This window comes from Paraburkholderia sp. 31.1, assembly GCF_014397645.1.
Classification (GTDB): Bacteria; Pseudomonadota; Gammaproteobacteria; order Burkholderiales; family Burkholderiaceae; genus Paraburkholderia; species Paraburkholderia tuberum.
Map to the genome: position 1 here is coordinate 181,589 of NZ_VZQN01000004.1, position 22,098 is coordinate 203,686.

17 protein-coding genes, 3 pseudogenes and 1 riboswitch are annotated in these 22,098 nt (G+C 62.2%); of the genes and pseudogenes, 7 read left to right on the forward strand and 13 right to left on the reverse strand.

Going from position 1 to position 22,098, the window contains the following annotated elements; all coding sequences use genetic code 11:
- Positions 1-120: 120 nt before the first annotated feature.
- Positions 121-303, forward strand: a pseudogene (locus F6X37_RS04140) (SDR family NAD(P)-dependent oxidoreductase); the annotation flags it as partial.
- Between the two features lie 173 nt (positions 304-476).
- A complete protein-coding gene (locus F6X37_RS04145) occupies positions 477-800 on the forward strand; it encodes a hypothetical protein (RefSeq protein WP_187610416.1) in 324 nt (107 codons plus the stop codon).
- A 42-nt stretch (positions 801-842) separates the two neighbouring features.
- Here F6X37_RS04145 and F6X37_RS04150 read toward each other — a convergent pair whose 3' ends face one another.
- Positions 843-2,609 (reverse strand): sensor histidine kinase, encoded by a 1,767-nt coding sequence (locus tag F6X37_RS04150; RefSeq protein WP_187610417.1) that lies wholly within the window; start codon positions 2,607-2,609, stop codon positions 843-845.
- A gap of 431 nt (positions 2,610-3,040) precedes the next feature.
- On the opposite strand from F6X37_RS04150, the gene F6X37_RS04155 reads away from it, so the two are divergent.
- On the forward strand, positions 3,041-4,228 hold the full coding sequence (locus F6X37_RS04155; RefSeq protein WP_187610418.1) for an ammonium transporter: 1,188 nt from the start codon (positions 3,041-3,043) through the stop codon (positions 4,226-4,228).
- A gap of 77 nt (positions 4,229-4,305) precedes the next feature.
- A riboswitch (Fluoride riboswitch) is annotated at positions 4,306-4,367 on the forward strand.
- Positions 4,368-4,439: 72 nt separating this feature from the next.
- Positions 4,440-4,820 carry a fluoride efflux transporter CrcB gene (crcB, locus tag F6X37_RS04160; RefSeq protein ID WP_090804083.1) on the forward strand — a complete coding sequence of 127 codons (381 nt, stop codon included), beginning with the start codon at positions 4,440-4,442 and terminating at the stop codon, positions 4,818-4,820.
- A gap of 70 nt (positions 4,821-4,890) precedes the next feature.
- On the opposite strand, the pseudogene F6X37_RS04165 reads toward crcB, so the two are convergent.
- From F6X37_RS04165 to urtA, 11 genes and pseudogenes are all read right to left on the reverse strand, one after another.
- Positions 4,891-5,064 (reverse strand): annotated as a pseudogene (locus F6X37_RS04165) (ubiquinone-dependent pyruvate dehydrogenase); the annotation flags it as partial.
- Positions 5,065-5,087: 23 nt separating this feature from the next.
- Positions 5,088-6,344 (reverse strand): acyltransferase family protein, encoded by a 1,257-nt coding sequence (locus F6X37_RS04170; protein WP_187610419.1) that lies wholly within the window; start codon positions 6,342-6,344, stop codon positions 5,088-5,090.
- Between the two features lie 420 nt (positions 6,345-6,764).
- Positions 6,765-7,059: pseudogene (locus F6X37_RS04175) on the reverse strand (IS6 family transposase); the annotation flags it as partial.
- Positions 7,060-7,149: 90 nt separating this feature from the next.
- A complete protein-coding gene (locus F6X37_RS04180) occupies positions 7,150-8,175 on the reverse strand; it encodes an aliphatic amidase (protein ID WP_090804078.1) in 1,026 nt (341 codons plus the stop codon).
- Between the two features lie 72 nt (positions 8,176-8,247).
- Positions 8,248-8,583, reverse strand: a complete 336-nt coding sequence (locus F6X37_RS04185; RefSeq protein ID WP_187610420.1) for an FmdB family zinc ribbon protein — start codon at positions 8,581-8,583, stop codon at positions 8,248-8,250.
- 25 nt (positions 8,584-8,608) lie between these two features.
- Complete coding sequence (gene fmdA, locus F6X37_RS04190) at positions 8,609-9,847, reverse strand: formamidase (protein WP_187610421.1); 1,239 nt, start codon at positions 9,845-9,847, stop codon at positions 8,609-8,611.
- Between the two features lie 52 nt (positions 9,848-9,899).
- Entirely contained in the window at positions 9,900-10,589 is a 690-nt protein-coding gene (gene urtE, locus F6X37_RS04195; protein WP_187610422.1) for an urea ABC transporter ATP-binding subunit UrtE, read from the reverse strand.
- Positions 10,590-10,609: 20 nt separating this feature from the next.
- Positions 10,610-11,353, reverse strand: coding sequence for an urea ABC transporter ATP-binding protein UrtD (gene urtD, locus F6X37_RS04200; protein WP_090804072.1), 744 nt, complete (start codon positions 11,351-11,353; stop codon positions 10,610-10,612).
- Positions 11,354-11,356: 3 nt separating this feature from the next.
- On the reverse strand, positions 11,357-12,523 hold the full coding sequence (gene urtC / locus F6X37_RS04205; protein ID WP_187610423.1) for an urea ABC transporter permease subunit UrtC: 1,167 nt from the start codon (positions 12,521-12,523) through the stop codon (positions 11,357-11,359).
- A 53-nt stretch (positions 12,524-12,576) separates the two neighbouring features.
- Positions 12,577-13,494 carry an urea ABC transporter permease subunit UrtB gene (gene urtB, locus F6X37_RS04210; protein ID WP_090804070.1) on the reverse strand — a complete coding sequence of 306 codons (918 nt, stop codon included), beginning with the start codon at positions 13,492-13,494 and terminating at the stop codon, positions 12,577-12,579.
- A gap of 55 nt (positions 13,495-13,549) precedes the next feature.
- Positions 13,550-14,824, reverse strand: a complete 1,275-nt coding sequence (urtA, locus tag F6X37_RS04215; protein ID WP_090804068.1) for an urea ABC transporter substrate-binding protein — start codon at positions 14,822-14,824, stop codon at positions 13,550-13,552.
- 181 nt (positions 14,825-15,005) lie between these two features.
- Between urtA and F6X37_RS04220 the strand changes: the two genes are divergently transcribed.
- Both F6X37_RS04220 and F6X37_RS04225 read left to right on the forward strand, forming a co-directional pair.
- Entirely contained in the window at positions 15,006-18,434 is a 3,429-nt protein-coding gene (locus F6X37_RS04220) for an ATP-binding protein (protein WP_187610424.1), read from the forward strand.
- 10 nt (positions 18,435-18,444) lie between these two features.
- Positions 18,445-19,404: a response regulator transcription factor gene (locus tag F6X37_RS04225; RefSeq protein WP_316251939.1), complete on the forward strand. Its 960-nt coding sequence runs from the start codon at positions 18,445-18,447 to the stop codon at positions 19,402-19,404.
- A 223-nt stretch (positions 19,405-19,627) separates the two neighbouring features.
- On the opposite strand, the gene F6X37_RS04230 is transcribed toward F6X37_RS04225, so the two are convergent.
- Positions 19,628-20,374, reverse strand: a complete 747-nt coding sequence (locus F6X37_RS04230) for a response regulator (protein WP_187610426.1) — start codon at positions 20,372-20,374, stop codon at positions 19,628-19,630.
- A 725-nt stretch (positions 20,375-21,099) separates the two neighbouring features.
- Between F6X37_RS04230 and F6X37_RS04235 the strand changes: the two genes are divergently transcribed.
- Positions 21,100-21,846 carry a response regulator gene (locus F6X37_RS04235; RefSeq protein WP_187610427.1) on the forward strand — a complete coding sequence of 249 codons (747 nt, stop codon included), beginning with the start codon at positions 21,100-21,102 and terminating at the stop codon, positions 21,844-21,846.
- Positions 21,847-22,098 lie beyond the last annotated feature (252 nt).

Here is a 22,098-nt window from a genome sequence, read left to right on the forward strand (position 1 = left end):
GAGTTGGTCGCGGTTCTGTCGAACCTGATGGAGCTGACGTCCGCGCGATTCAAAAGGCGACCCTTCCCTCAACGATCGTCTTCGGCGCGCGCCTGTTGCCGCGGCAGTATTGCGAAGCCCACGCGCGCTGTATTGCCGACCATGCGCGCGAACCGCTCGGGCCACGTGATCAATGTTTCATCGATTGGCGGCTATCGTGCCGCGGTGGGCTTTGGCGTGTATTCGTCGACGAAGTTCGCCGTCGAAGGCATCACGGAAGCGTTGCATGCCGAGTTGAGACCGCTGGGCATTTACGCGACAGTCGGCACGCGGATCGCGCACCGAGTCCCGAGACCACGTGCAGCAACGAGCGTCGACTTGCAGCGGCGCTCGCCTCAACATCGCTCAACAGCGCCCCACAATTCAGAATCTTCCGACTGTTGCAGGCGAAACACCTCCGTATAGTGTCGCGGCTGCTTTTGGGGAGTGCTGTTTCGATGAAACTGATCGACTGGATCGTCACCCTCGTCATCATGCTGATGGCGATCGTTTTTTTCTGCGCGCGCCGGCTGCCCACCTGGTCGCACGACACCCGCGCTCGGCATATGAAAGGGACCCGTTTGCTGATGCAGGCTGCGTGTGCACTGTGGGCGGCGCTGCTGGGTGTCACGCACGGCCTGTTTGCCGTCGAGGGTCTTGCCGGCATTCAGCCAACACCGGCCGAAACGTTCGCCGGCATCGCCGTGCTGCTGGCATGCGGTTGCTACTGGTCGGTGCGCGGCAGAAGACTGCTGAAGCCGCGGCGGATTTTCGCCGGTTGATGCGCGGGCGAGCGCCATCCGCGCCGCACGATCGAGCGCCCCCTACCGCGTGCTGACTCCTCGCACCGCGTGGACCGAACGCGCGGACGACCCGCTGCCTGCGCCCAAGCCTGGTCCCGCAGCGCCCGGCACACTCTGACGCGCACCGCGCGCCGCCGGAGCCGGACCCGCCGCGGCGAGCGCAGCCGCGCCAGCCGCGGCCGGTTTCGCGCTCGCAGCACCCGCCTCTGGCAGCGACAGATAGAACGTCGTGCCCACCCCCTCCTTCGATTCCGCCCACACGCGGCCGCCATGTCGCTCGACCATCCGCCGCACGAGCGCGAGGCCGATGCCCTCGCCGGCCGCGGCATTGCCGTGCAGGCGCTGGAACGCGGTGAACAGGCGCGGCAGCGCGATCGCCGGGATACCGAGGCCGTTGTCGCGCACGTAGAAGATCCGCAGCGAATGCACGCCCGGCGGCGGCGCCGTCGTGCCGATTTCGACGCGGCCCTCGCGCGCCGGGTCCAGATAGTTGACCGCGTTGCCAATCAGGTTTGCGAAGATCTGTTCGAGCGCGGTCGGATCGCCCCATACCGCGGGCAGTTCGCCGACCGTCACGCGCGCGCGCCGCGCACGGATCGAGCCCTGCATCGCATCGACGACACGTTGCACGAGGTCGCGTACATCGACATTCTGGCGCCGGTACTCGACCCGCCCGACCCGCGACAGCCGCAGCAGCGCGTCGATGATGTGCGACGCGCGCAGCACCGCGGTCTGCAGATAGTGCAGCGCCTCGCCGATGTCCTCGTCGACGATGCGCTCGATCCGCTCGCGCGTGCTGATCGCGAGCGACGAGTTGCGCACCGCGTCGCGCAACTCGTCGCTTGCGCGAATCAGCTCCCGGGAAAATCCCTGCAGGTTCACGAGCGGCGCGCGCAGGTCGTGCGACACGCTGTAGATGAACGTTTCGTTTTCCTGGGTCTGCTGGCGCAGCGTCTCGTTGCTGCGCGCGAGCTCGGCGGCGCGCCGCTCGAGGTCCGCGTGAAAGCGAGCTTCGATGCGCTCGGCTTCGAGCAGTCGGCGGCTCGTCTCGTGCAAGGTCAGATCGAGCCGCGCGATTTCATCGCTACCCGCGCCGAGCGGCGCGAGCGGCGCGAGCGGCTCGTTGCCGGCGAGCCGGCCCGCGTTGTCGGACAGCAGCGCGAGCCGGCCGCGCACGCCGCGCGTGAACATCCAGACGGCGAGCGCGACGAACACCAGCGAGCCCAACGCGGCCGCGACGATCAGCGTCTGTTCCCGTTCGCGCACGGCGGCGACGGCATTCGAGCGCGAGCTATCGAGACGGCGCTCCTCGGCCTGGAACGCGCTCACCTCCACACGGAAATGATCGAGCACGTCGGCCTGGGCGAGAGCGTGGAAGCGCGCGAGAATCTCGCCGGTCCGCCCGGCGTGCAGCATGTCCTGGATCCGGTCGGCCCACTGGCGGTACGCCTGCACCGCCTGGCGCACCTCGGCCACGCGCTCGACCTGCGCCGGATCGTCCGCGACGAGTTCTGCGAGCTCGTCGATGCGCCGGTCGACGTCCATCCATACCGCGATCGGGGTGGTGAAATGCGCGTCGTTGGCGAGCACCGCGCCCCGCAGCGCGACCGATTCGGCCAGCACCGGATCGAGAATCTCCGTGGTCTGGCGCAACACCTCCTCGCTATGCATCGTCCAGCGCTCCGCCATCGTCGCATCGGTCTGGGCCTTCACGACACCGGTGAGCAGCGCGAGTTCGAAAACGGCCGGGATCGCAATCAAAAGCAGGCCTTTAGTGGTCAGTCTCATGCGTGCCCATGGGAGGGGTTGGCCGGCGGATCGTGGACGGAGTCGGCACATTATGTCGGCGTTTGCGCGGGAAAAGAAAGAGGGGCACGAACGCGTCGACGGCAGCTTCTGCCGTTCGCGTACAGTGCGCCAGAAATGGGCATCGACGCGCCGGCCAGCGTCTCGCTGCGTCAGGATGCCGAATGAAAATGTAATTTAAATCGAATATTTCGCCCTCGTCTGGGTCAATCTGCGCAAGGGCGTCGATTTATGCACTTTTCTTGTGCCATTCCTCTCTGTTAAGGTGCATGACGCGCTCGGGCGGCGCATGGCTCAGAACCCACCAGATACCCATCCCGGTGCCCGATTGCACCGTGTCGACGCGACCAGCACAGCTTTGGCCCGCTTCTTGCTCACATAGCGCACTTTTTTGGCATAAGCGGGACATATCGATGGAAAGTCTGAAATACGGCGCCGATACCGAGTTTCTTTTGATCGGCGCCGCCATGGTGCTGGCGATGCATGCGGGATTCGCCTTCCTGGAGCTTGGCACCGTGCGCAAGAAGAATCAGGTGAATGCGCTGGTCAAAATTCTGGTGGACTTCGCGGTCTCGACGATCGCGTACTTCTTCATCGGCTACACGATCGCATACGGCGTGCAGTTTTTCGACAGCGCGGCGACGCTCGCCCAGCACAACGGCTATGCGCTCGTGCGCTTTTTCTTCCTGCTGACGTTCGCCGCCGCGATCCCCGCGATCGTGTCGGGTGGCATCGCCGAGCGCTCCAAGTTCAATCCGCAGCTGTTCGCGACGTTCGTGCTGGTCGGTTTCATCTATCCGTTCTTCGAAGGCATCGCGTGGAATGACCGCTTCGGCATCCAGGGCTGGCTCAGGCAGGCTTTCGGCGCGCCGTTTCATGACTTCGCGGGCTCGGTGGTGGTGCACGCGTTCGGCGGCTGGGTCGCGCTGCCGGCCGTGCTGCTGCTCGGCGCGCGCCACGGTCGCTATCACCGCGACGGCGGTATCGCCGCGCATCCGCCGTCGAACATTCCGTTTCTCGCGCTCGGCGCATGGGTGCTGACGGTCGGCTGGTTCGGCTTCAACGTGATGAGCTCGCAGACGCTCGACAAGATCAGCGGCCTCGTCGCGGTCAATTCACTGATGGCGATGGTCGGCGGCACGCTGAGCGCGTGGTTCGCGGGCCGCAACGACCCGGGCTTCACGTACAACGGCCCGCTCGCCGGGCTCGTTGCGGTGTGCGCGGGCTCGGACATCATGCATCCGCTCGGCGCGCTGGTCACGGGCGGTATCGCCGGCGTGCTGTTCGTCTACATGTTCACCTGCGTGCAGAACCGCTGGCGCATCGACGACGTGCTCGGCGTGTGGCCGCTGCACGGGCTGTGCGGCGCATGGGGCGGCATCGCGGCCGGGATCTTCGGCATCCATTCGCTCGGCGGGCTGGGCGGTGTGTCGTTCGCCTCGCAGGTCATCGGCACGCTCGGCGGAATCGTCGTGTCGGGGCTCGGCGGCACGGTCGTGTATGGCGTGATCCGCATGACGGTCGGTCTGCGCCTCGACCAGGAAGAGGAATACAACGGCGCCGATCTGTCGATTCACAAGATTTCGGCAACGCCGGAGTGAACGAAGGCGGCGCTCGCGGGAAACGGGAGAGGCACGAATCAAGCGCCTGTCCCCAAATGCGCGCGCCGATGTTAGACTTCGCGGCTGGAGATGGCATTCTCCATTAACCGCCCTCGGGGCTGATGATGCCTGCTACGCCCGGTTATGCGGACGCGGCATCAACTCGCCCGCATCAACCGGTCTGTCGACATTCCGGTTTCGATCCTCTTCCATGTATTGGTCTTTTCTCGCTGTCGCGATTGGCGGCGCACTCGGCTCGCTGTTTCGCTGGTTCCTCGGCTTTCGACTTAACCCGGTCTTTAGCGACCTGCCGCTCGGCACGCTCGCCGCCAACGTGATCGCCGGCTACCTCATCGGCGTGGCGGTCGCGGGCTTCGCGCGTGTGCCCCAGCTCACGCCGGAATGGCGGCTGTTCGTCATCACCGGTCTGATGGGCGGGCTGTCGACGTTCTCGACGTTCTCCGCGGAGGTCGTGCAGCGTCTGCAGGACGGCCGGTTCGGCTGGGCGGCGGGCGAAGTGGCGATTCACCTGAGCACTTCGCTGATCATGACGATTCTCGGCATCGCGACGGTTTCGTTGCTGGCGCGCTGAGTCGAACACGTTGACGAGGATCACGGACGCGGGCCCGAGCCGTCGGCAATCGGGCTAGCGCCCGTTTGCATCTGAGCTCGGTGCGAGCCAGCTCGACGATCTCGTCGCCGCGTCCGTTCAATATCGCACGCAGCATATAAAGGCTGAATCCCTTCGCATGGGCAAGTTCCACCTTCGGAGGCATGGCAAGCTCATGCTTCGATGTGATCACATCGACGAGTGCGGGACCGGGATGCGCAAACGCCTGCACCTGGCCGGCAGCGCGTCTCACTGTGTCTTCGGCACCGACGTCGCAGGCAGCGGCGCGGGCCGCGCTGCCTCCCAGCGGCTCTTCAGCACGCGGCGCAGCCTGGTCCTGAGCGGCAACACGACCCGCTCCTGAAACAGCACCGACGTCACCAGCACCAAAATCAGATAGACCGGATAGGCGGAAAAATGCACGGGCACCTGGCTTGCCGCCTCCCGGCAAACATGCGGTCGATGCACGCATGACAACAGCGAATACGGAATGCCAAGCAGCTTCTGCACTTTGAGAAAGCCGATAAATAGCGGGTATTGCAGCGCGAAGATCGACAACGAAGCGTTGCCGAGCCGTCTCGTCCAGGCGGCCACGCGCGGCGACGCGTTTTGCAGTGTGCTCGCGCAAACAAAAATCACCGCGACTTGCGCGGGCAAGAGTGCGCCGTTGTGAAGAAGTACCTCCCACGAACGCATTCCCGCCGTAAACAGAAAAGTGGCGCCGATGAAAAGTGCCCCTGTAGCGGCGAATATGATCCACCGGCAACTCGCGATCATGCCGGTAATGCTTTCGACGTTCGCCTCGAATATCCCGTAAGCGAGAATGCCCGCCAGAAACTCCGGAAGCCGCACCAGCGGATTGGTATGCAACACACCGATCGGCCACCCCTGATACCAGCCGCCTGCAACGACGATCACGGCCGGCAACAGGCTGGCGCCCCACATCGCCATCAGCATCGTGGACTTCCAGCGCATCGACAGCAGGCGTGGCGCGAGCGCCGGAAACGATAAATAGAAAAAAAACAGCGTCGACAACGACCACGACGGAATGTTGAATGACAGATAAAAGGGATTCCAGGCCTGCAATAACAGGATCTGTAAAACCGCATTGACCGCCACTTCCACACCGCTCATGGTGTGCACAATCGGCGGTGCTGAATCGAGGTTGCTCAGTTCGGTGTCGAAGGGATGGGAATTTACCGCCATTAATGCAACGCTCAGCGCTAGCGTAACGATGTGAATGGGATAAATATTGCTAAAACGGTTGATAAAAAACTTCGATGCCGAAACCTTCATCGCTTCGCCAGTTTTCTTTTCCACCGAAACGTGCGATAGAATGAATCCTGACAGAATAAAGAAGATACTCGTCGCGCAGCCACCGAATTTGAAGAAGTCGGCCATTGGCATCGCCCTCGCCTCGGGGTAAATGACGAGCGTGTGGAAGACGACCAGATAGCAGGCCAGCAGGAACCGCAGGATGTCCAGCCCCGGGAGCATCGCCTTCATTTTGTTTTCCTTTTTCTTACATGGAAATATCGCTTCATTGCGTTTCCTTTCATTTTTATATTCTTTGATTTTTAAATTGAAAGCATTTACGCGGCTCGATATGCGGAGCATGATTCATGGAGGCGCGGCAACCGGTATGTGCGCTTCCGCACCAATTGCAGCTGCAAAAAAACACTGTGTGCGAAGATCGCCCGAAACCAGCGCGCGTCTCTCCGCCCGCCATCCCGTTAATGAGAAAACAGTGAAAAAATAAATGCGCAGAGCTGCGATGTAAAAAAACGCAACCAATAGGCGACCAGCAGTTCTCGCGTGACGTCTTTTGCGCGAGGCGGCAGTTTCTTAAGATTTCACCTGAGCGCTGCTTAATGCGCTGTCACGTTGCTGAGTCCATGACGAGATATCGGCATGGACAGTCGTGTCTCAGAACACGGTGGACGGAGCGTGGGCAACGCCGGTGAAGGGACGCCACGCTTCAAATCGCGCGGCGAGCTGTTTGCGATAGAGCGAGGCGCTCAGCAGATGACTGCGTGCGTTCGGGCAAGCGAAACCCTCGCATCCGGCGCTCGCGTTCACGCGTGGGTTGATGGCTGTTTTCAGCGCGGTTGTTCACGCGCGCGCAGGCCTTGACGAACACGTGCTTCACATTCGCCAGCTCGGGGATCTCTGTTTTCGCGGCCGGGTAGCTGCGAACCGCGTGGCTGATGACTGACGCCGGGAATCGATGGCCATGGTAGAGCGATTTCGTCTTCTTCGTCACGTCATCGTAGCTGACCAGCGCGCGTGACAACGCCCGGCGAACCAATCCTCACGCCCCGTTCGGAATCCCTTCAATCGGACACTCCGGCGTCCCTGGCGTCGGGCGCGTGAGTGCTTCGACGCGGCGGCGCGTGCCGTCGGGGTCTTCGATCCAGTCGCGATAGAACCCAAACGGACAGGCCGCCACGCCGTTCGCGCCGTCGCCCGAATTGATCGTGCCCGTGTACCCGCGGTGCAGAAGTTTGTATAGATGGTTCTGCGACTGCATCGTGCGCCGCGCGTCGCGGATCATGCTCAGCGAGAGCTCCGCGTACTGCACGCCCATCTCCTCCTCGCCGCACTCGCCGAGCGTGCGCCCGTCGAAACCCACGATCGCCGAGTGACCAAAGTACGAATACACGCCGTCCCAGCCCGTGGCATTCGCCACGGCGACGTAAGTGTTATTCATCCACGCCATTGCCTTAGCCACCATCACCTGCTGCTCCTTGGCCGGATACATGTAGCCTTGGCAGCGCACGATCAATTCCGCGCCGTTCATCGCGCAGTCGCGCCAGATCTCGGGATAGTTGCCGTCATCGCAGATGATCAGGCTGATCTTCAGACCCTTCGGCCCATCCGTCACGTAGGTACGATCGCCCGGATACCAGCCTTCGATCGGCGTCCAAGGCATGATCTTGCGATACTTCTGCACGATCTCGCCGCGATTGTCGATCAGCACAAGCGTGTTGTACGGCACCTTACGCGGATGTTCTTCGTGACGCTCTCCCGTGATCGAGAACACCCCCCAGACGTTGGCCTGGCGGCACGCCGCCGCAAATATTTCCGTCTCCTCGCCCGGCACCGTCGACGCCGTATCGAACATCTCCTGCCGGTCGTACATGATGCCGTGCGTCGAATACTCGGGAAACACGACGAGATCCATGCCAGGCAATCCCTGCTTCATGCCGACCACCATGCCGGCGATGCGGCGCGCGTTGTCGAGCACCTCCGCCTTCGTATGCAGACGCGGCATCTTGTAGTTGACCACCGCGACGCCCACGCAATCGTTGCTGCTCGAAATATCGCCATGTCGCATGACATATCCTCCTTAAGTCCCTCAGATCGCAGGCGGACTTCGGGCCGCCCGCTCCGCTTCAGCACACACTCACTAGTGGCTGATCATCCATGGTCGTCCTGCCGGCCGTTTGAGTCCGTCCGAAGCCGATCCCGCGAACTTCGCGCTGCCACCCGAGCAGCAACTGCATCCCGCCCGATGACGCAACGGCGCCCCGTCACCGGACTGGCGCGGCGCGTGCTGCGCGCGCTCGTTCGTTGCGTGCGCGGAGCGCCGTGTATTCGCCATCAAGGCTAGCGACGGCGCGCTGATCACCCGGCCACTCTCCCCTCCGCACTCGGGACAGCGGCAAGGCTTTTCGCGGTCCGCCATGCGCCGCATGACGGAAAAGGGACCGCAACTCACGCATTCGAAGTCGTAGATCGGCATGACAGGCTCTCCTGGTAGCGTTGGCTCAGACGTTCGCCAGATCCGGCGAGCATGGCAAATCCACACCGCCCTTGATGTGCTGGATGGGCCCATCGGCATTTGGGCGAATGTCGAAGTCGAAAATCTGCGTCGGCAGCCACAAGGTCGCGCACGCATTGGGAATATCGACCACGCCGCTGATGTGCCCCTGCACCGGCGCACAACCGAGCAACGAATACGCCTGCGCGCCCGAATAGCCGAACTTCTTCAGATACTCGATCGCGTTCAGACAAGCCTGCCGATACGCGACCGTCACGTCGAGATAATGCTGAGCGCCCTGCTCGTCGACCGAAATGCCTTCGAAAATGAGGTAGTCGTTGTAATTCGGCGTGATAGGACTCGGCTGGAATACCGGATTGCGAATTCCGTATTTCGCCATGCCACCCTTGATCAGATTCACGCGCATGTGTACCCAGCCCGCCATTTCGATCGCGCCGCAAAACGAGATCTCGCCGTCGCCCTGGCTGAAGTGCAGATCGCCGACGGAAAGTCCTGCGCCATCCACGTAGACGGGGAAGAACACCTTCGAGCCGCGCGACAGATCCTTGATGTCGCAATTACCGCCGTGCTCACGCGGCGGCACGGTGCGCGCCCCTTGCGCCGCCGCCTTGTCACGCGCGTCGCCCGCGAGTTGCCCCATATGCGCTGTCGCGGCGAACGGCGGATTCGCCAGCGGCGGCACGCGCTCCGGCGCGGTCGCGATCAGGCCGGTTTCGCGTGAGTTCCAGGTTTCCAGCAGTTTCGGATCAGGCAGGCATCCGATCAGGCCGGGGTGAATCAGACCCGCGAAATTCACGCCTGGAATGTGGCGCGAGTTCGTGTAGACGCCGTGAAAATCCCAGATCGACTTCTGCGCGGCGGGAAAATGGTCGGTGAGAAAACCGCCGCCATTGGACTTCGAGAAAAATCCGTTGAAGCCCCACTGGCTCTCGGACTTCGCACCGATGTCGAGCAGGTCCACGACCAGCAGATCGCCGGGTTCCGCGCCATGCACGCCGACCGGGCCGGACAGAAAATGGACGATCGACAGATCGATGTCGCGCACGTCGTCGGCGCTGTCATCGTTCTTGATGAAGCCGCCGGTCCAGTCGTAGGTTTCGAGGATGAAGTCGTCGCCGGGCTTGACCCAGCAAGCCATCGGAATATCCGGGTGCCAGCGGTTGTGCACCTGCGTGTTTTCGTAGGCCGGCTGGTTCAGATCCACCTTGATGAGAGTTTCGGGCATTGCGTTCGCTCCATGGTTCGAGAGTCGGTAAATGCGGTTCGGTGCGCCGCACTCATACCGAGAGGTATTCGCGGATGCGGTCGGTGTCGCCTGCATCGCGGGTGCTTTGATGGACGAAGCGGCCGCCTTCGATCACGAAGAGCCGGTCGGCGACGTCGAGCGCGAAGCTCAACACCTGCTCGGACACCACGATGGCGATGTTGCGGGTCGTGCGAATCTGATTGAGCGCCTTCGCGATGTCCTTGATGACGGACGGCTGAATGCCCTCGGTAGGCTCGTCGAGCAGCAACACCTTCGGATCGGTCGCGAGCGCGCGCGCAATCGCGAGCTGCTGTTGCTGGCCGCCCGAGAGGTTGCCGCCCTTGCGCCGTCGCATGTCGAACAGCACGGGAAAGAGCGCGTAGAGATCGTCGGGCACGAGCTGGCTGCGCGCCTTTTCGAGGCCCGTCTGGATGTTCTCCTCGACGCTCAGCGACGCGAAGATCTGCCGGCCTTGCGGCACGTAGCCGATCCCTTTCGCCACGCGCCGGTAGCTCTCGTCTTTGGACACGTCGGCGCCGCCCACCCGCACCGTGCCGCGATTGGCGGGCAGCATGCCGATGAGCGCCTTGAAAAGCGTCGTCTTGCCCATGCCGTTGCGGCCCATCACAGCGACGCTTTCGCCGTTCGCCACGGAAAATCCGATGCCGTGCAGCACCTCGCTCTGGCCGTAGCTGACCACGAGATCGTCGACTTCCAGCATGATGTGTTCTCCGTGTAAATTCAGTGGCCGAGATAGACATCGATCACGCGAGGATCGGATTGCACCTGCGCCATCGGCCCTTCCGCGAGGATCTTGCCTTGATGCATGACCGTGACCTTGTGCGCGATCCGCTCGACGAAGGCCATGTCGTGCTCGATCACGATCATCGAGCGATTGCGGCAAATGTGATCGAGCAGTTCCGCTGTGACTTCCCGTTCGCGCGCGCTCATGCCTGCAATCGGTTCGTCCAGCATCAGGAGTTCGGGATCCTGCATCAGTAACATGCCGATTTCCAGCCACTGCTTCTGGCCGTGCGACAGCAGCCCGGCTTCGAGATCGAGCGAAGCGGCAAGACCGATCTCATCGGCTACCGCACGCACCCGGTCGGCCACTTCGGCATCCTCGCGATAGGCGAGCGCGCCGAACACGCTGCGTCCGCGCGGAAACGACACTTCGAGGTTTTGCGCGACGCTCAGGTTTTCGTAGATCGACGGCGTCTGGAACTTGCGGCCGATGCCCTTGCGCACCCGCCGGAACTCGGCGAGATTCGTGATTTCCTCGTTGCGGAACTTGATGCTGCCGGCGGTTTCCCTGGTCTTGCCGCAAATCAGATCGAGCAGCGTCGTTTTGCCCGCACCGTTCGGGCCGATCACGACGCGCAATTCGCCGCGCTCGAGATAGAGGTTCAACGAATCGATCGCCTTGAAACCGTCGAACGACACGCTCAGATCTTCGATCGCAAGCAGAAAGTCAGTGTTGCTCATGTGTCAGATCTCCTTGTTCACTGCGCCGAGCCACCGGCGGATACGCGGCCGGGCATGCTCTTCGTAGAGACCCGCGAGCCCGTTCGGAAAGGCCATCACCACGCCGATGAACATCGCCGCCATCAGATAGAGCCAGAGATCAGGCAGGCTCTCCGAGAACCAGCTTTTGCCGAGGTTGACGAGAATCGCGCCATACACCGCGCCCACCAGTGACATGCGCCCGCCGACTGCGGCATAGATCACCATCTCGATCGACGGCACGATGCCGACGAACGACGGTGACATGAAACCCACCTGCAACGTGAACATTGCGCCACCGACAGCCGCGAGCAGCGCCGCGAGGCAGAACGCGAACACCTTGAACATCGCGACGTCGTAACCGGAGAAGCGCACGCGGTCCTCCTTGTCGCGCATCGCGAGCAGCAGCGTGCCGAGCTTGCTGCGCTGGACCCAGCGACAGGCGAGCAGCGCACCGATCAGCAGCACCGCATTGACGAAATAAAGAACCAGCTTCGCGTGGTCGGTGCGGATGTCCCAGCCGAGCAGCGTGCGCAGATCGGTGATCCCGTTCACGCCACCCGTATATCCTTGCTGGCCGATGATCAGCACCGAAAGAATCAATGCGACCGCCTGCGTGATGATCGCGAAGTACACGCCGCCCACCCGCCGCTTGAACATCGCATAACCGACGACGAACGCGAGAGCCGTAGGCACCACGAGCACGGCGAGGATCGAGAACGGTAGAGAATGAAACGGCCTCCACCACGTAGGCAGCGCGGTGAGCTGATTCCAGTCCATGAAGTCGGGAATGCCGGGCGTGGTCTGCGTGTGGGTGGCGGCCGGGTCGGACGCCTCGAGCTTGAGGAACATCGCCATCGCGTAACCGCCGAGGCCGAAGAACACGCCTTGTCCGAGGCTGAGCACGCCGCCGTAGCCCCACGCGATCACGAGGCCAATCGCCACGAAAGCGTAGGTGAGGTACTTGCCCATCAGGTTCAGGCGAAACGTATCCAGCACAAGCGGAAACACGACAACGATCAGCACCGCGAGTATCGCGATGCCCACGTAACCCGACGCGTCGAGCCGCATCGCGAGCGCGCGCCAGCCTCCCGGCGCGCTGGGACCGGATCGCGGGGAAACGCTCCCCGCCACGGCTTGGATGGGTTCCATGTCCATCTCCATACGAATTAATCAGTGAATGAGCCGTGCACGGCGCCCCGCACTCACACGCGCCGCACCTTCGACGCAAAGAGTCCCTGCGGACGCAGCATCAGGATCACGACGACCGTCAGCAGCGTAAGAACACGTGCAATCGAACCCGACAGGAAAAACTCGCTGATCGACTGCATCTGCGCGATGCCGAACGCCGAGGCCACGGTGCCGAGCAGGCTCGCCGCGCCGCCAAAGGTGACGACAAGAAACGAATCGACGATATAGAGAGAACCGCTGGTGGGTCCGGTCGAGCCGATCGCCGTGAACGCCGCGCCCGCCACCCCCGCAATACCGCAGCCGATCGCGAAGGTCATCCGGTCAGTGCGCCGCGTGTTGATGCCGGCAGCGTTGGCCATGGGCCGGTTGGCAACCGTGGCACGCACGCGCAGGCCCCAGCGCGAGCGGTAGAGCGCGAGCAGCAGTCCACCTGTCATGACCAGCGCGAGTCCCATCACGAACATGCCGCTGACTGGAATATCCAGGCCTGGCGCTGGCTCCCAGGAGCCCATCAGCCAGTCGGGCAGCGCAGGACTCACTTCCTTCGGCCCGAACGTCGAGCGAAACACTTGCTGCATGCCGAGACTCAGACCCCAGGTAGCGAGCAGCGTGTCGAGCGGACGGCGGTATAGATGGCGGATCAATGCCCATTCGGCGAGCCAGCCCGCCGCGAACGCGAGGCCGAACGCCGCGACGATCGCGAAGAAAAAGTACACCGGCGTGAACGCGTGCCAGACGTTCTGCGAGAACCACGAAAACATGTAGACGGTATAAGCGCCGATCGTCATGAATTCACCGTGCGCCATGTTGATCACGCCCATCTGGCCGAAGATCACGGCGAGCCCAAGCCCCATCAGGAGCAGAACGCTGAACAGGCTCAGACCGGCGAAGCCCTGCATCAGCGTGATGTTGAAAATGTCGGTGGCGGACATCGAGCGCTCCTCGCGCGGCGGCGCGTTGCGTCGCCGCGCAGCTGCGGTTGACGGATTACATGTAGCCCTTCGGGAACGGATTCGGCTGGATCGGCTGGTCGGACTGCGCGACGACCTTGAATTGGCCGTCCGCCTGGCCCTGGCCGATCAGCGAGCGGCTCCACAGGTGGTGATTCGCATCGACCTTCGCATAGCCCTGCGGCGCATTGGCCACGTCGATGCCCGCCGACGATGCCACCACCTTGTCCACGTCGAAGCTGCCCGCGCGTTCGCAGGCGGCCTTCCAGATCCATGGGCCGAGATACGCGGCCTGGGTCACGTCGCCGATCACGGACTTCTGGCCGTAGCGCGCCTTGAACGCAGCGACGAACTTCTTGTTGTTCTCGTTATCGAGTGCCTCGAAGTATTTCATCGACGAATAGAAGCCCGCGAAGTTGTCGCCGCCGATGCCGAGCACTTCGTCCTCGGTTACCGACAGCGTCAGCAGGAACTGCTTCTGCGGAGTGATACCGGCCGCCTTGAGCTGCTTGTAGAACGCAACGTTCGAGCCGCCCACCACGCTCGCGAAAATGCAGTCCGGCCGCGCGAGCTTGATCTTGTTCATCAGCGACGCAAACTCGGTCGTGCCGAGCGGGTAATACTCCTCGCCGACGACCTTCGCGTGCAGATGCTGCTCGATATGACGGCGCGCGATCTTGTTCGACGTACGCGGCCAGATATAGTCGGAACCAATCAGGAAAAACGTCTTGGCCTTCTTCGTGTTCGATGCCCAGTCGAGCGCCCAGAGAATCTGCTGGGTCGCTTCCTGGCCCGTGTAGAACACGTTCTTCGACTGTTCGAGGCCTTCGTAGAAGGTCGGGTAATAGAGCAGCCCGTTGTCCTTCTCGAACACCGGCAGCACTGCCTTGCGCGAGGCCGAGGTCCAGCAGCCGAACACGGCCGCGACGTGGTCGTTCTCGAGCAGCTTCTTCGACTTCTCCGCGAAGGTCGGCCAGTCGGAGGCGCCGTCTTCCTGAATGATCTGGATCTTGCGCCCGAGCACGCCGCCCATTGCGTTGATCTGCTCGATCGCCAGGCGTTCGGCCTGGATCGAACCGGTTTCGGAGATCGCCATCGTGCCGGTCGCCGAATGCAACTGGCCGACTGTCACCGTGGTATCGGTCACCGCGAGTCCGGTGGTGTTCACCTTGGCGGTGGGCGGCGTTTGAGCAAATGAAGTACGTGGCAGCCCCAGCGCCATCAACGGCGCGGCGGCGAGGCCGCCGATCAGTTTCCGGCGCAACGGCGACGGTGTGCGAGCATCATCATCGATTCGATCGTCTGCGGACATCACATTCTCCTTATCGGTCGCCCTGCGCTTCTTGCGAGAGCTGGTTCGAGGTTGGACGCAATGTAGAAAGCCAAATTGGCAACCGGAATACGTCGATTGACGTATTCCCCGCAGTCGCACTGGAATGTAATTTGCATCAGACACCGATCCGATCGTTTCCGCACCAATCCAGATCATCTTCATGCCCCAGAGTCACCCGTCAGTGGGCACGCCCAGTACCCAACGCATCGTCAAGGTGCGGCGCGACTACAATGCGTGGGTCGGTGACGAAACGCTTGAGGATTACGCGTTGCGCTTCACGCCGCGTTCGTTTCGACGCTGGTCGGAACTGCGCGTCGCCAACACGGCAATCGGCGCCGTGTCTTTTCTGGTGCTCGAAGCGATCGGCGGCAGTCTCGTCGTCAACTATGGCTTTACGAACGCGGTCTGGGCGATCGCGGTCGTATCGGTGCTCATCTGGCTCACCAGTCTGCCGATCAGCTTTTACGCCGCGCGCCATGGCGTCGACATGGATCTGCTTACGCGCGGCGCGGGCTTCGGCTATATCGGCTCGACGCTCACGTCGCTGCTCTATGCCGTCTTCACGTTTATTTTCTTCGCGCTCGAAGCGGCCATCATGTCGCTCGCGTTGCAACTCTATTTTCATATCTCGCTGGCGATCGCCTATGTACTGAGCTCGCTCGTCGTGATTCCGATCGTGATGTTCGGCATCACGCTGATCAATCGGCTGCAAAGCTGGACTCAGCCGCTGTGGCTGGTACTGTTCGCGCTGCCCTATGCGGCTGTGCTGTGGCACCATCCGGGTCTGGTGCACGAATGGACGACCTTTGCCGGCTTCGCTGCGCAAGGCCGCGCGTTCAGCGTGATCGCGTTCGGGCAGGCCTCGACCGTGGTGTTTGCATTGATCGTGCAGGTCGGCGAGCAGGTGGATTACTTGCGCTTCCTGCCGCCGCTGACTGCAAAGAACCACACGCGCTGGTGGCTCGCGCTGCTGTCGGCGGGACCAGGCTGGATCGTGCCCGGCGCGCTCAAGATGCTCGGCGGCGCATTCCTCGCCTTCGTCGCGATCCAGTACGAAGTCAGTCCGGCGCAGGCCACGCAGCCCACCCAGATGTACCTCGTCGCCTATCATTTGCTGCTCGATCCGTTTGGGCTCGCGAGCTGGGCGCTGCCCGCGATGACGCTGTTCGTGATCGTTTCGCAGTTGAAGATCAACGTGACGAATGCGTACGCGGGCTCGCTCGCGTGGTCGAATTTTTTTGCCCGTCTGACGCATAGCCATCCGGGGCGGGTGGTGTGGCTCGTGTTCAATGTGATGATCGCGCTGCTGCTCGTGGAAATGGGTGTATTCGAGGCGATCGCCAGGGTGCTGTCGCTCTACGCAAACATCGCGATCGCGTGGATCGGCGCACTGTTCGCCGATCTCGTCATCAACAAGCCGCTTGGGCTTAGCCCGCGTCATATCGAATTCAAACGCGCACACCTGTACGACGTGAATCCCGTCGGCGTAGGCGCGATGCTGATCGCCGCCGCCGCCGCAATGCTCGCGCAGAGCGGCATGTTCGGCTTGCTGGCACAAGCCATGTCGTCGTTCATCGCGTTCGGCGTGGCGCTCGCCTGTGCTCCGGTGCTCGCGATCGTCACGCGCGGACGCTACTACATCGCGCGCGCCGCCCAACCCACGGGCAACGCCACTTCGCTTCGCTGCGCGATCTGCGAGAACGCGTTCGAACCGGAAGACACAGCCTTCTGCCCTGCCTACGGCGGCACGATCTGCTCGCTGTGCTGTTCGCTCGATTCGCGCTGCCACGATCGCTGCAAGCCGCACGCACGCTTCGCGTCGCAAGCCGATCGCGCGCTACATCGCGTGTTTCCCCGCGTGCGGCTCGGCCCAGCCGCGCTGCGTCTCATGCACTATGCCAGCCTCATGTGCGCGATACTCGCGGTGCTCGCGAGCGTGCTCTATCTGATCTGGTCACAGAGTGTGACCTCGCTCGCCGTCGACGGATCGTCGATCGACAGCGCGATCGGCCACAGTTTCATGAAGATATTCTTCGCGCTTTCTCTCGTCGGCTGCATAGCGGCGTGGTGGTTCGTGCTGGAGCGCGAAAGCCGTCGCGTCACGCAGGAAGAATCGCAACGGCAAAACGAATTGCTGATGCAGGAAATCGACGCGCACCAGAAAACCGACGCCGCGCTCAAGCGCGCGACGGCCGCCGCCGAATCGGCGAATCAGGCGAAAAGCCGCTACGTGTCCGGTTTGAGCCACGAGTTGCGCACACCGCTGAACAGCATTCTCGGCTATGCACAGTTGCTTTTGCAGGCGAAAGAGGAGTTTTCGCCGACGCGCTACAGCGCCGTGCGAACGATTCACCGCAGCGGCGAACATCTGCTTGCGCTCGTCGATGGGCTGCTCGACGTCGCGCGTATCGAGGCGGGCAAGCTGGAACTGAACATCGCACGTGTGTCACTGGTGGATTTCGTCGCGCACGTCACCTCAATGCTGCGCCCGCAGGCGCTCGAGAAAGCGCTCGCTTTCGACGTGCAGACCGTAGGCCGCCTGCCCGCCACCGTGCGTACCGATCAGAAATGCATGGGTCAGATTTTGACCAACCTGATCGGCAACGCGATTCGCTTCACGTCCACGGGTACTGTGACGCTGCGTGTGAGTCACGTGCTCGACACGTTGAAGTTCGAAGTAGTCGACACCGGCCCCGGAATTCCTCCGGCCGAGATGGAGCGCCTGTTCCTGCCGTTCGAGCGAGGCGAAGCGGCGCATGCGCACGATCACGGCGCGGGACTGGGGCTCACGATCTGCCGGCTTCTCACGCAGGCACTCGGTGGCAGTCTGGAAGTGGACAGCGAGGTCGGGCGCGGCACGCGCTTCATCGTGCGACTGTTCGCGCCAGCAGTGAACAGCGCAGCCGACGCGCGCACTGAACTCGCGGCGATCCGCGGCTATACCGGGCCGAAGCGCGCGATTCTCGTCGTCGACGATCTCGCGGATCAGCGCGGCATCGTCGTGCAACTGCTGACGCCGCTCGGCTTCGACGTCGCCGAGGCGGAGAGCGGCCCCGACGCGTTGCGCTGGCTGGCGACACACAGCGTCGACGTGATCATCATGGACATCTCAATGCCGCTGATGGACGGCTACGAAGCCAGCCGGCTGATCCGCGAAAACCAGTTGTCGAACGCCCCGATCGTGCTGCTTTCGGCTAATGCATTTGCCGACGATCGGGAACGCGCGAGTGCGACCGGATGCGCCGGATATCTCGTGAAGCCACTCCAGATCAATTTGTTGCTCGACAAGCTCGCGCAGTTACTCGTGCTCGACTGGATCGCATCCGAGCCGTCCACGTCCGCGCAAGCCACGCCGCCCGTCAGGCACGCGTCACTGGACCTCGCGTGGCCGAAAGCGGTGCTCGAGCGGCTGCGCGCACACCTCGAAGTCGGCTACCTGCAAGGCGTGATCGAACAACTCGACTCGGCGCGCGCGACCTGGCCCGCGCTACAGGAGCAGATCGACGTGTTGCGCGCTTTGGCGGAACGCTTTCAGCTAAGGGAGCTTGAGCATGAACTCGACCGACTGTCTCGCGCCGCGGACGTCTGACGCGCGCGCGATGAACTCCACCGATGCGTCGCCCGAGTGGCTGCGCGAGCGTCCCGTCGTGTTGATTGTCGACGACACGCCGGACAACCTCGCATTTCTCTCCGATACGCTTCAGGCACATGGTTACGCGGTGCTGGTCGCGCTTTCGGGCGAAGATGCGCTCAAGCGCCTCGCACGCGTGACGCCCGACGTCGTGTTGCTCGACGCGATGATGCCTGGCATGGATGGCTTCGAGACCTGCAGCCACCTGAAGCAGGACGTTCGCCACGAACATCTGCCCGTGATCTTCATGACGGCATTGACGGAAAGCGAGCATGTGGTGCGCGCGTTTCGCGTCGGCGGCATCGACTATGTGACGAAACCCGTGCGTCCCGAGGAGGTTTGCGCGCGCATTGGCGCACACGTGCAGCGCTCACGTGCGCAACTCTATGCGCACGCGGCACTGTCGCTCGATGCGCGGGCGGCGCTGATCGTCGGCGCCGATGGCGCGATCCGCTGGCAGAGTCCGCAAGCGGCACGGCAAATTTCTGCCTACCGGGCCAGCCACGCCGATGACCTCGTGCAAGCGGTTGCGCACCCCATGTTGCCGCCGCTGTTGCGCGACTGGTTTGCGGACTGGCTCGGGCGCGGGAGTCCGGCCGGCGCCGTCCTCGAATTCACCGCGGGACACGTGCGGCGTTCTGCGAGCGCAACCTCCGCTCCCGATCCTGGAGAGTGGATCCTCACCCTCAAGGAGACCGATGACACTGTGCACAGCAGCGCACTCGTGGCGCGCTTCAATTTGACGGCGCGCGAGGCCGAAGTGCTGCTCTGGGTCTCTCGCGGCAAGACGAACCGCGATATCGGCGACATTCTCGGCATGGCGCCGCGCACGGTGAACAAGCACCTCGAACATCTGTTCCGTAAGCTGCACGTCGAGACGCGCGCGGCTGGCGCTGCGCTTGCGATCAAGGCGCTGGACAGGGCCTGAAATAGCTGAACGGTCGCGCAAGCGATGACGGAAACTACCCTGCCTTGTTGTTTTAGCCGAGCAGCCGCGGCACGCTCGACGCTTTGTCGGGAGCCACACGAATTGCGGGAGTTGCAGCGCAAGAGACCCGATGAACGCTGTAGCCACGGCGTTGCGCGCGGTGTACACGGAAAGCAGAGGAAGCGGCTTGAATGTCACTTTCGAGCGTCCAACAGGTGACGCTTTAGTTTGAGGTTGCAACGAGCATGTAGCCGAGGCCCCACACCGTGCGGATATGTCGGGGCGAGCTTGCCTCTGTCTCAATCACCTGTCGTAAGCGAAGAACTTGCACGTCAACGCTGCGGGCACTCGCCTCATATTGCGACCCGCGCGCGCGCTCTATCAGATTTGCGCGGCTTACAGGACGGTTTGGCGTCTCCGCAAGCGCACACAGGAGACGCATTTCAGCTGCGCCGAGTTCGACGATGCCCGCTTCGTCCGACATCAATTCTCTACGCCGAACGTCCAGCCTGAAGGCGCCGAACCGCAAGCATTGCGACTCGCCTGCGAGCAGCATCTCGCCCCGCACGTTTTGCAGGCGCATCTGAAACTGCTGCCGACGTAACATCGCCCGAACCCGCGCTATCAGCTCGCTCGGCAGAAACGGTTTCGCGAGATAGTCGTCGGCGCCAATCTCCAAACCTACGACCTTGTCCGCGGGATCGCCACGCGCTGTTAGCATGAGGATGGGGATTGTCTCTCTCCGAGCACGCAACCGACGGCAGATGGACAGGCCGTCTTCGCCTGGCATCATGATATCGAGAATCAACAGGTCGAACGGGTAGCGCTCGATCAAAACGTCCAACTCAATGCCTGTCTTCACCGCGCGCACCGAGAAACCTTGTGCCGTCAGAAAGCGTTGCAGCATATTGCGGATTTCAACATCATCGTCAAGCACGATGATGCGACCGGTTGGCAGATCATCTGACATGTGATTAAGCAGACACCTCTAATAACGCCTGTCTTTTAGTTCCTGTTTCCGATGCTACGCGGCGAACCGCTTGGCTTTGCTACAGCCGTCACGTGCCTCGGTGGGCGGCGACAATCTCGTCGAAGCGGGCTGCGCCGGGCGGCCTGCCGGCCTGCAGTTGCGCCTGCACTGCTTACCAATCCGCTTGATGTCTGCGGCGATACGTTGCACCTCAGACAGTGCCAGTGCGGCATGCAGTTCCGTAGCGACATCCAATGCCTCCTTTGGCAAGAAAACGGACTTGCAACCCGCTAACACCTTCGTATGCATCTGCATGCCACAGGAAGTTCCGTATGGTTCGACGCAACGGAATATACAAGGATCTTCGCACTGGATGTGTTGGAAAGATATGTCAAAAGATGTCATCGATTGTGCTGGCCACAACACAGACTGGCGAAAGCCCACGACCGCCCGGCGCCACCCGTATGTACCGGGCATGCCATCCTGACTGCTCATATTACAGATCTCGCTCGTGGTCAGCGAGAAAGCGAGTGCACCCGTGCGTTTGCGGACAGAAAAACAGGCCCCGTCGATGACATTTCCTGACATGATTTGCTAACACCTGGCGTTATGAAATTCGCCTACATTTCTTCGATCGATCGTGTGCTGCAGCTTCTGCGATGCGCTCGCATTGCGGTTAGTCGCGGCCCCGGTCATCACTCGTTTGTGAGCGTTATTCTCTTCCTATGTCAGCTCAGATTCTTCTAATCGACGACGACGCCGAATTGTGTGATGCGACTCGCCGCTACCTGGTAAGGTGGGGTTTCGACGTGTCAGTGCTACATGACGCGCGTTCGCTCGAACACCGGCTCAAACACGAACGCCCGGACCTGTTAGTGCTCGATCTTATGATGCCGGGCGTCGACGGCTTGACGGCACTACGTAGGTTGCGCGCATCAGGCGACGACATTCCAGTCTTGATGCTCACCGCCCGCGCCAACGAAGAGGACCGCATCGCTGGCCTTGAATTGGGTGCCGATGACTATCTCCGCAAACCGTTTAACCCGCGTGAGCTGGTAGCACGGATTCAGTCAGTGCTGCGGCGCCAGCGCGCCGTACCCGATGCGGGCATTCGCCAACGACGGCAACCTTACACATTCGGCGCGTTCACGCTGGACTTTCAGTCGCGCACTCTGAATAGCGGAGAGACGTCTCTTACCTTATCTGCCAGTGAGTTTGCGCTGCTGCAGATTTTCGTTAATTCTCCCATGTGCACACTCACCCGCCGGCGTCTGCTCAAGTCACTTCATGGCGCGGAATCCGAGTCCGCCGATCGCGGCATCGACGTTCAGGTCTATCGTTTGCGCCGCATCGTGGAAACTGACCCGTCGACACCACGATTCATCCAGACCGTTCGCGGGTGCGGATACATCTTCGTGCCGGACCTCGAAGAGCATGCTGCCGGCACATCGACTCACCATTCGCATAACTGAGGTCTCTGGTTGCCCTCATGCTGCTGTTGCGCCTTTCGCGCAATATGCGCTTATTGCTTCGAGCGCGACCAGTCGCCAAACTACTATACGGTAGCAGCGGCCAAGTGGTGACCACCGCGAACGCCATGGCAAGGGTAATCGAAGATAAGTCGAGCGCCGGCTCACTGACTCACTCAGATATACACGATTTTTGAGCGGCCGTTATATCCTGGTCGCTATCCGTGAACTGGACGCAGTTGCGCATCGTCCCTG

Bases quoted from the DNA above. Each gene is read 5' to 3' on its own strand.
- urtB (WP_090804070.1), bottom strand. From the start codon at position 13,494: ATGTCCGCCACCGACATTTTCAACATCACGCTGATGCAGGGCTTCGCC.
- F6X37_RS04150 (WP_187610417.1), bottom strand. From the start codon at position 2,609: ATGAGACTGACCACTAAAGGCCTGCTTTTGATTGCGATCCCGGCCGTT.
- urtC (WP_187610423.1), bottom strand. From the start codon at position 12,523: ATGGAACCCATCCAAGCCGTGGCGGGGAGCGTTTCCCCGCGATCCGGT.
- F6X37_RS04145 (WP_187610416.1), top strand. From the start codon at position 477: ATGAAACTGATCGACTGGATCGTCACCCTCGTCATCATGCTGATGGCG.
- F6X37_RS04170 (WP_187610419.1), bottom strand. From the start codon at position 6,344: ATGAAGGCGATGCTCCCGGGGCTGGACATCCTGCGGTTCCTGCTGGCC.
- F6X37_RS04155 (WP_187610418.1), top strand. From the start codon at position 3,041: ATGGAAAGTCTGAAATACGGCGCCGATACCGAGTTTCTTTTGATCGGC.
- F6X37_RS04185 (WP_187610420.1), bottom strand. From the start codon at position 8,583: ATGCCGATCTACGACTTCGAATGCGTGAGTTGCGGTCCCTTTTCCGTC.
- urtA (WP_090804068.1), bottom strand. From the start codon at position 14,824: ATGTCCGCAGACGATCGAATCGATGATGATGCTCGCACACCGTCGCCG.
- F6X37_RS04235 (WP_187610427.1), top strand. From the start codon at position 21,100: ATGTCAGCTCAGATTCTTCTAATCGACGACGACGCCGAATTGTGTGAT.
- urtD (WP_090804072.1), bottom strand. From the start codon at position 11,353: ATGAGCAACACTGACTTTCTGCTTGCGATCGAAGATCTGAGCGTGTCG.
- F6X37_RS04230 (WP_187610426.1), bottom strand. From the start codon at position 20,374: ATGTCAGATGATCTGCCAACCGGTCGCATCATCGTGCTTGACGATGAT.
- F6X37_RS04180 (WP_090804078.1), bottom strand. From the start codon at position 8,175: ATGCGACATGGCGATATTTCGAGCAGCAACGATTGCGTGGGCGTCGCG.
- F6X37_RS04220 (WP_187610424.1), top strand. From the start codon at position 15,006: ATGCCCCAGAGTCACCCGTCAGTGGGCACGCCCAGTACCCAACGCATC.
- crcB (WP_090804083.1), top strand. From the start codon at position 4,440: ATGTATTGGTCTTTTCTCGCTGTCGCGATTGGCGGCGCACTCGGCTCG.
- urtE (WP_187610422.1), bottom strand. From the start codon at position 10,589: ATGCTGGAAGTCGACGATCTCGTGGTCAGCTACGGCCAGAGCGAGGTG.
- F6X37_RS04225 (WP_316251939.1), top strand. From the start codon at position 18,445: ATGAACTCCACCGATGCGTCGCCCGAGTGGCTGCGCGAGCGTCCCGTC.
- fmdA (WP_187610421.1), bottom strand. From the start codon at position 9,847: ATGCCCGAAACTCTCATCAAGGTGGATCTGAACCAGCCGGCCTACGAA.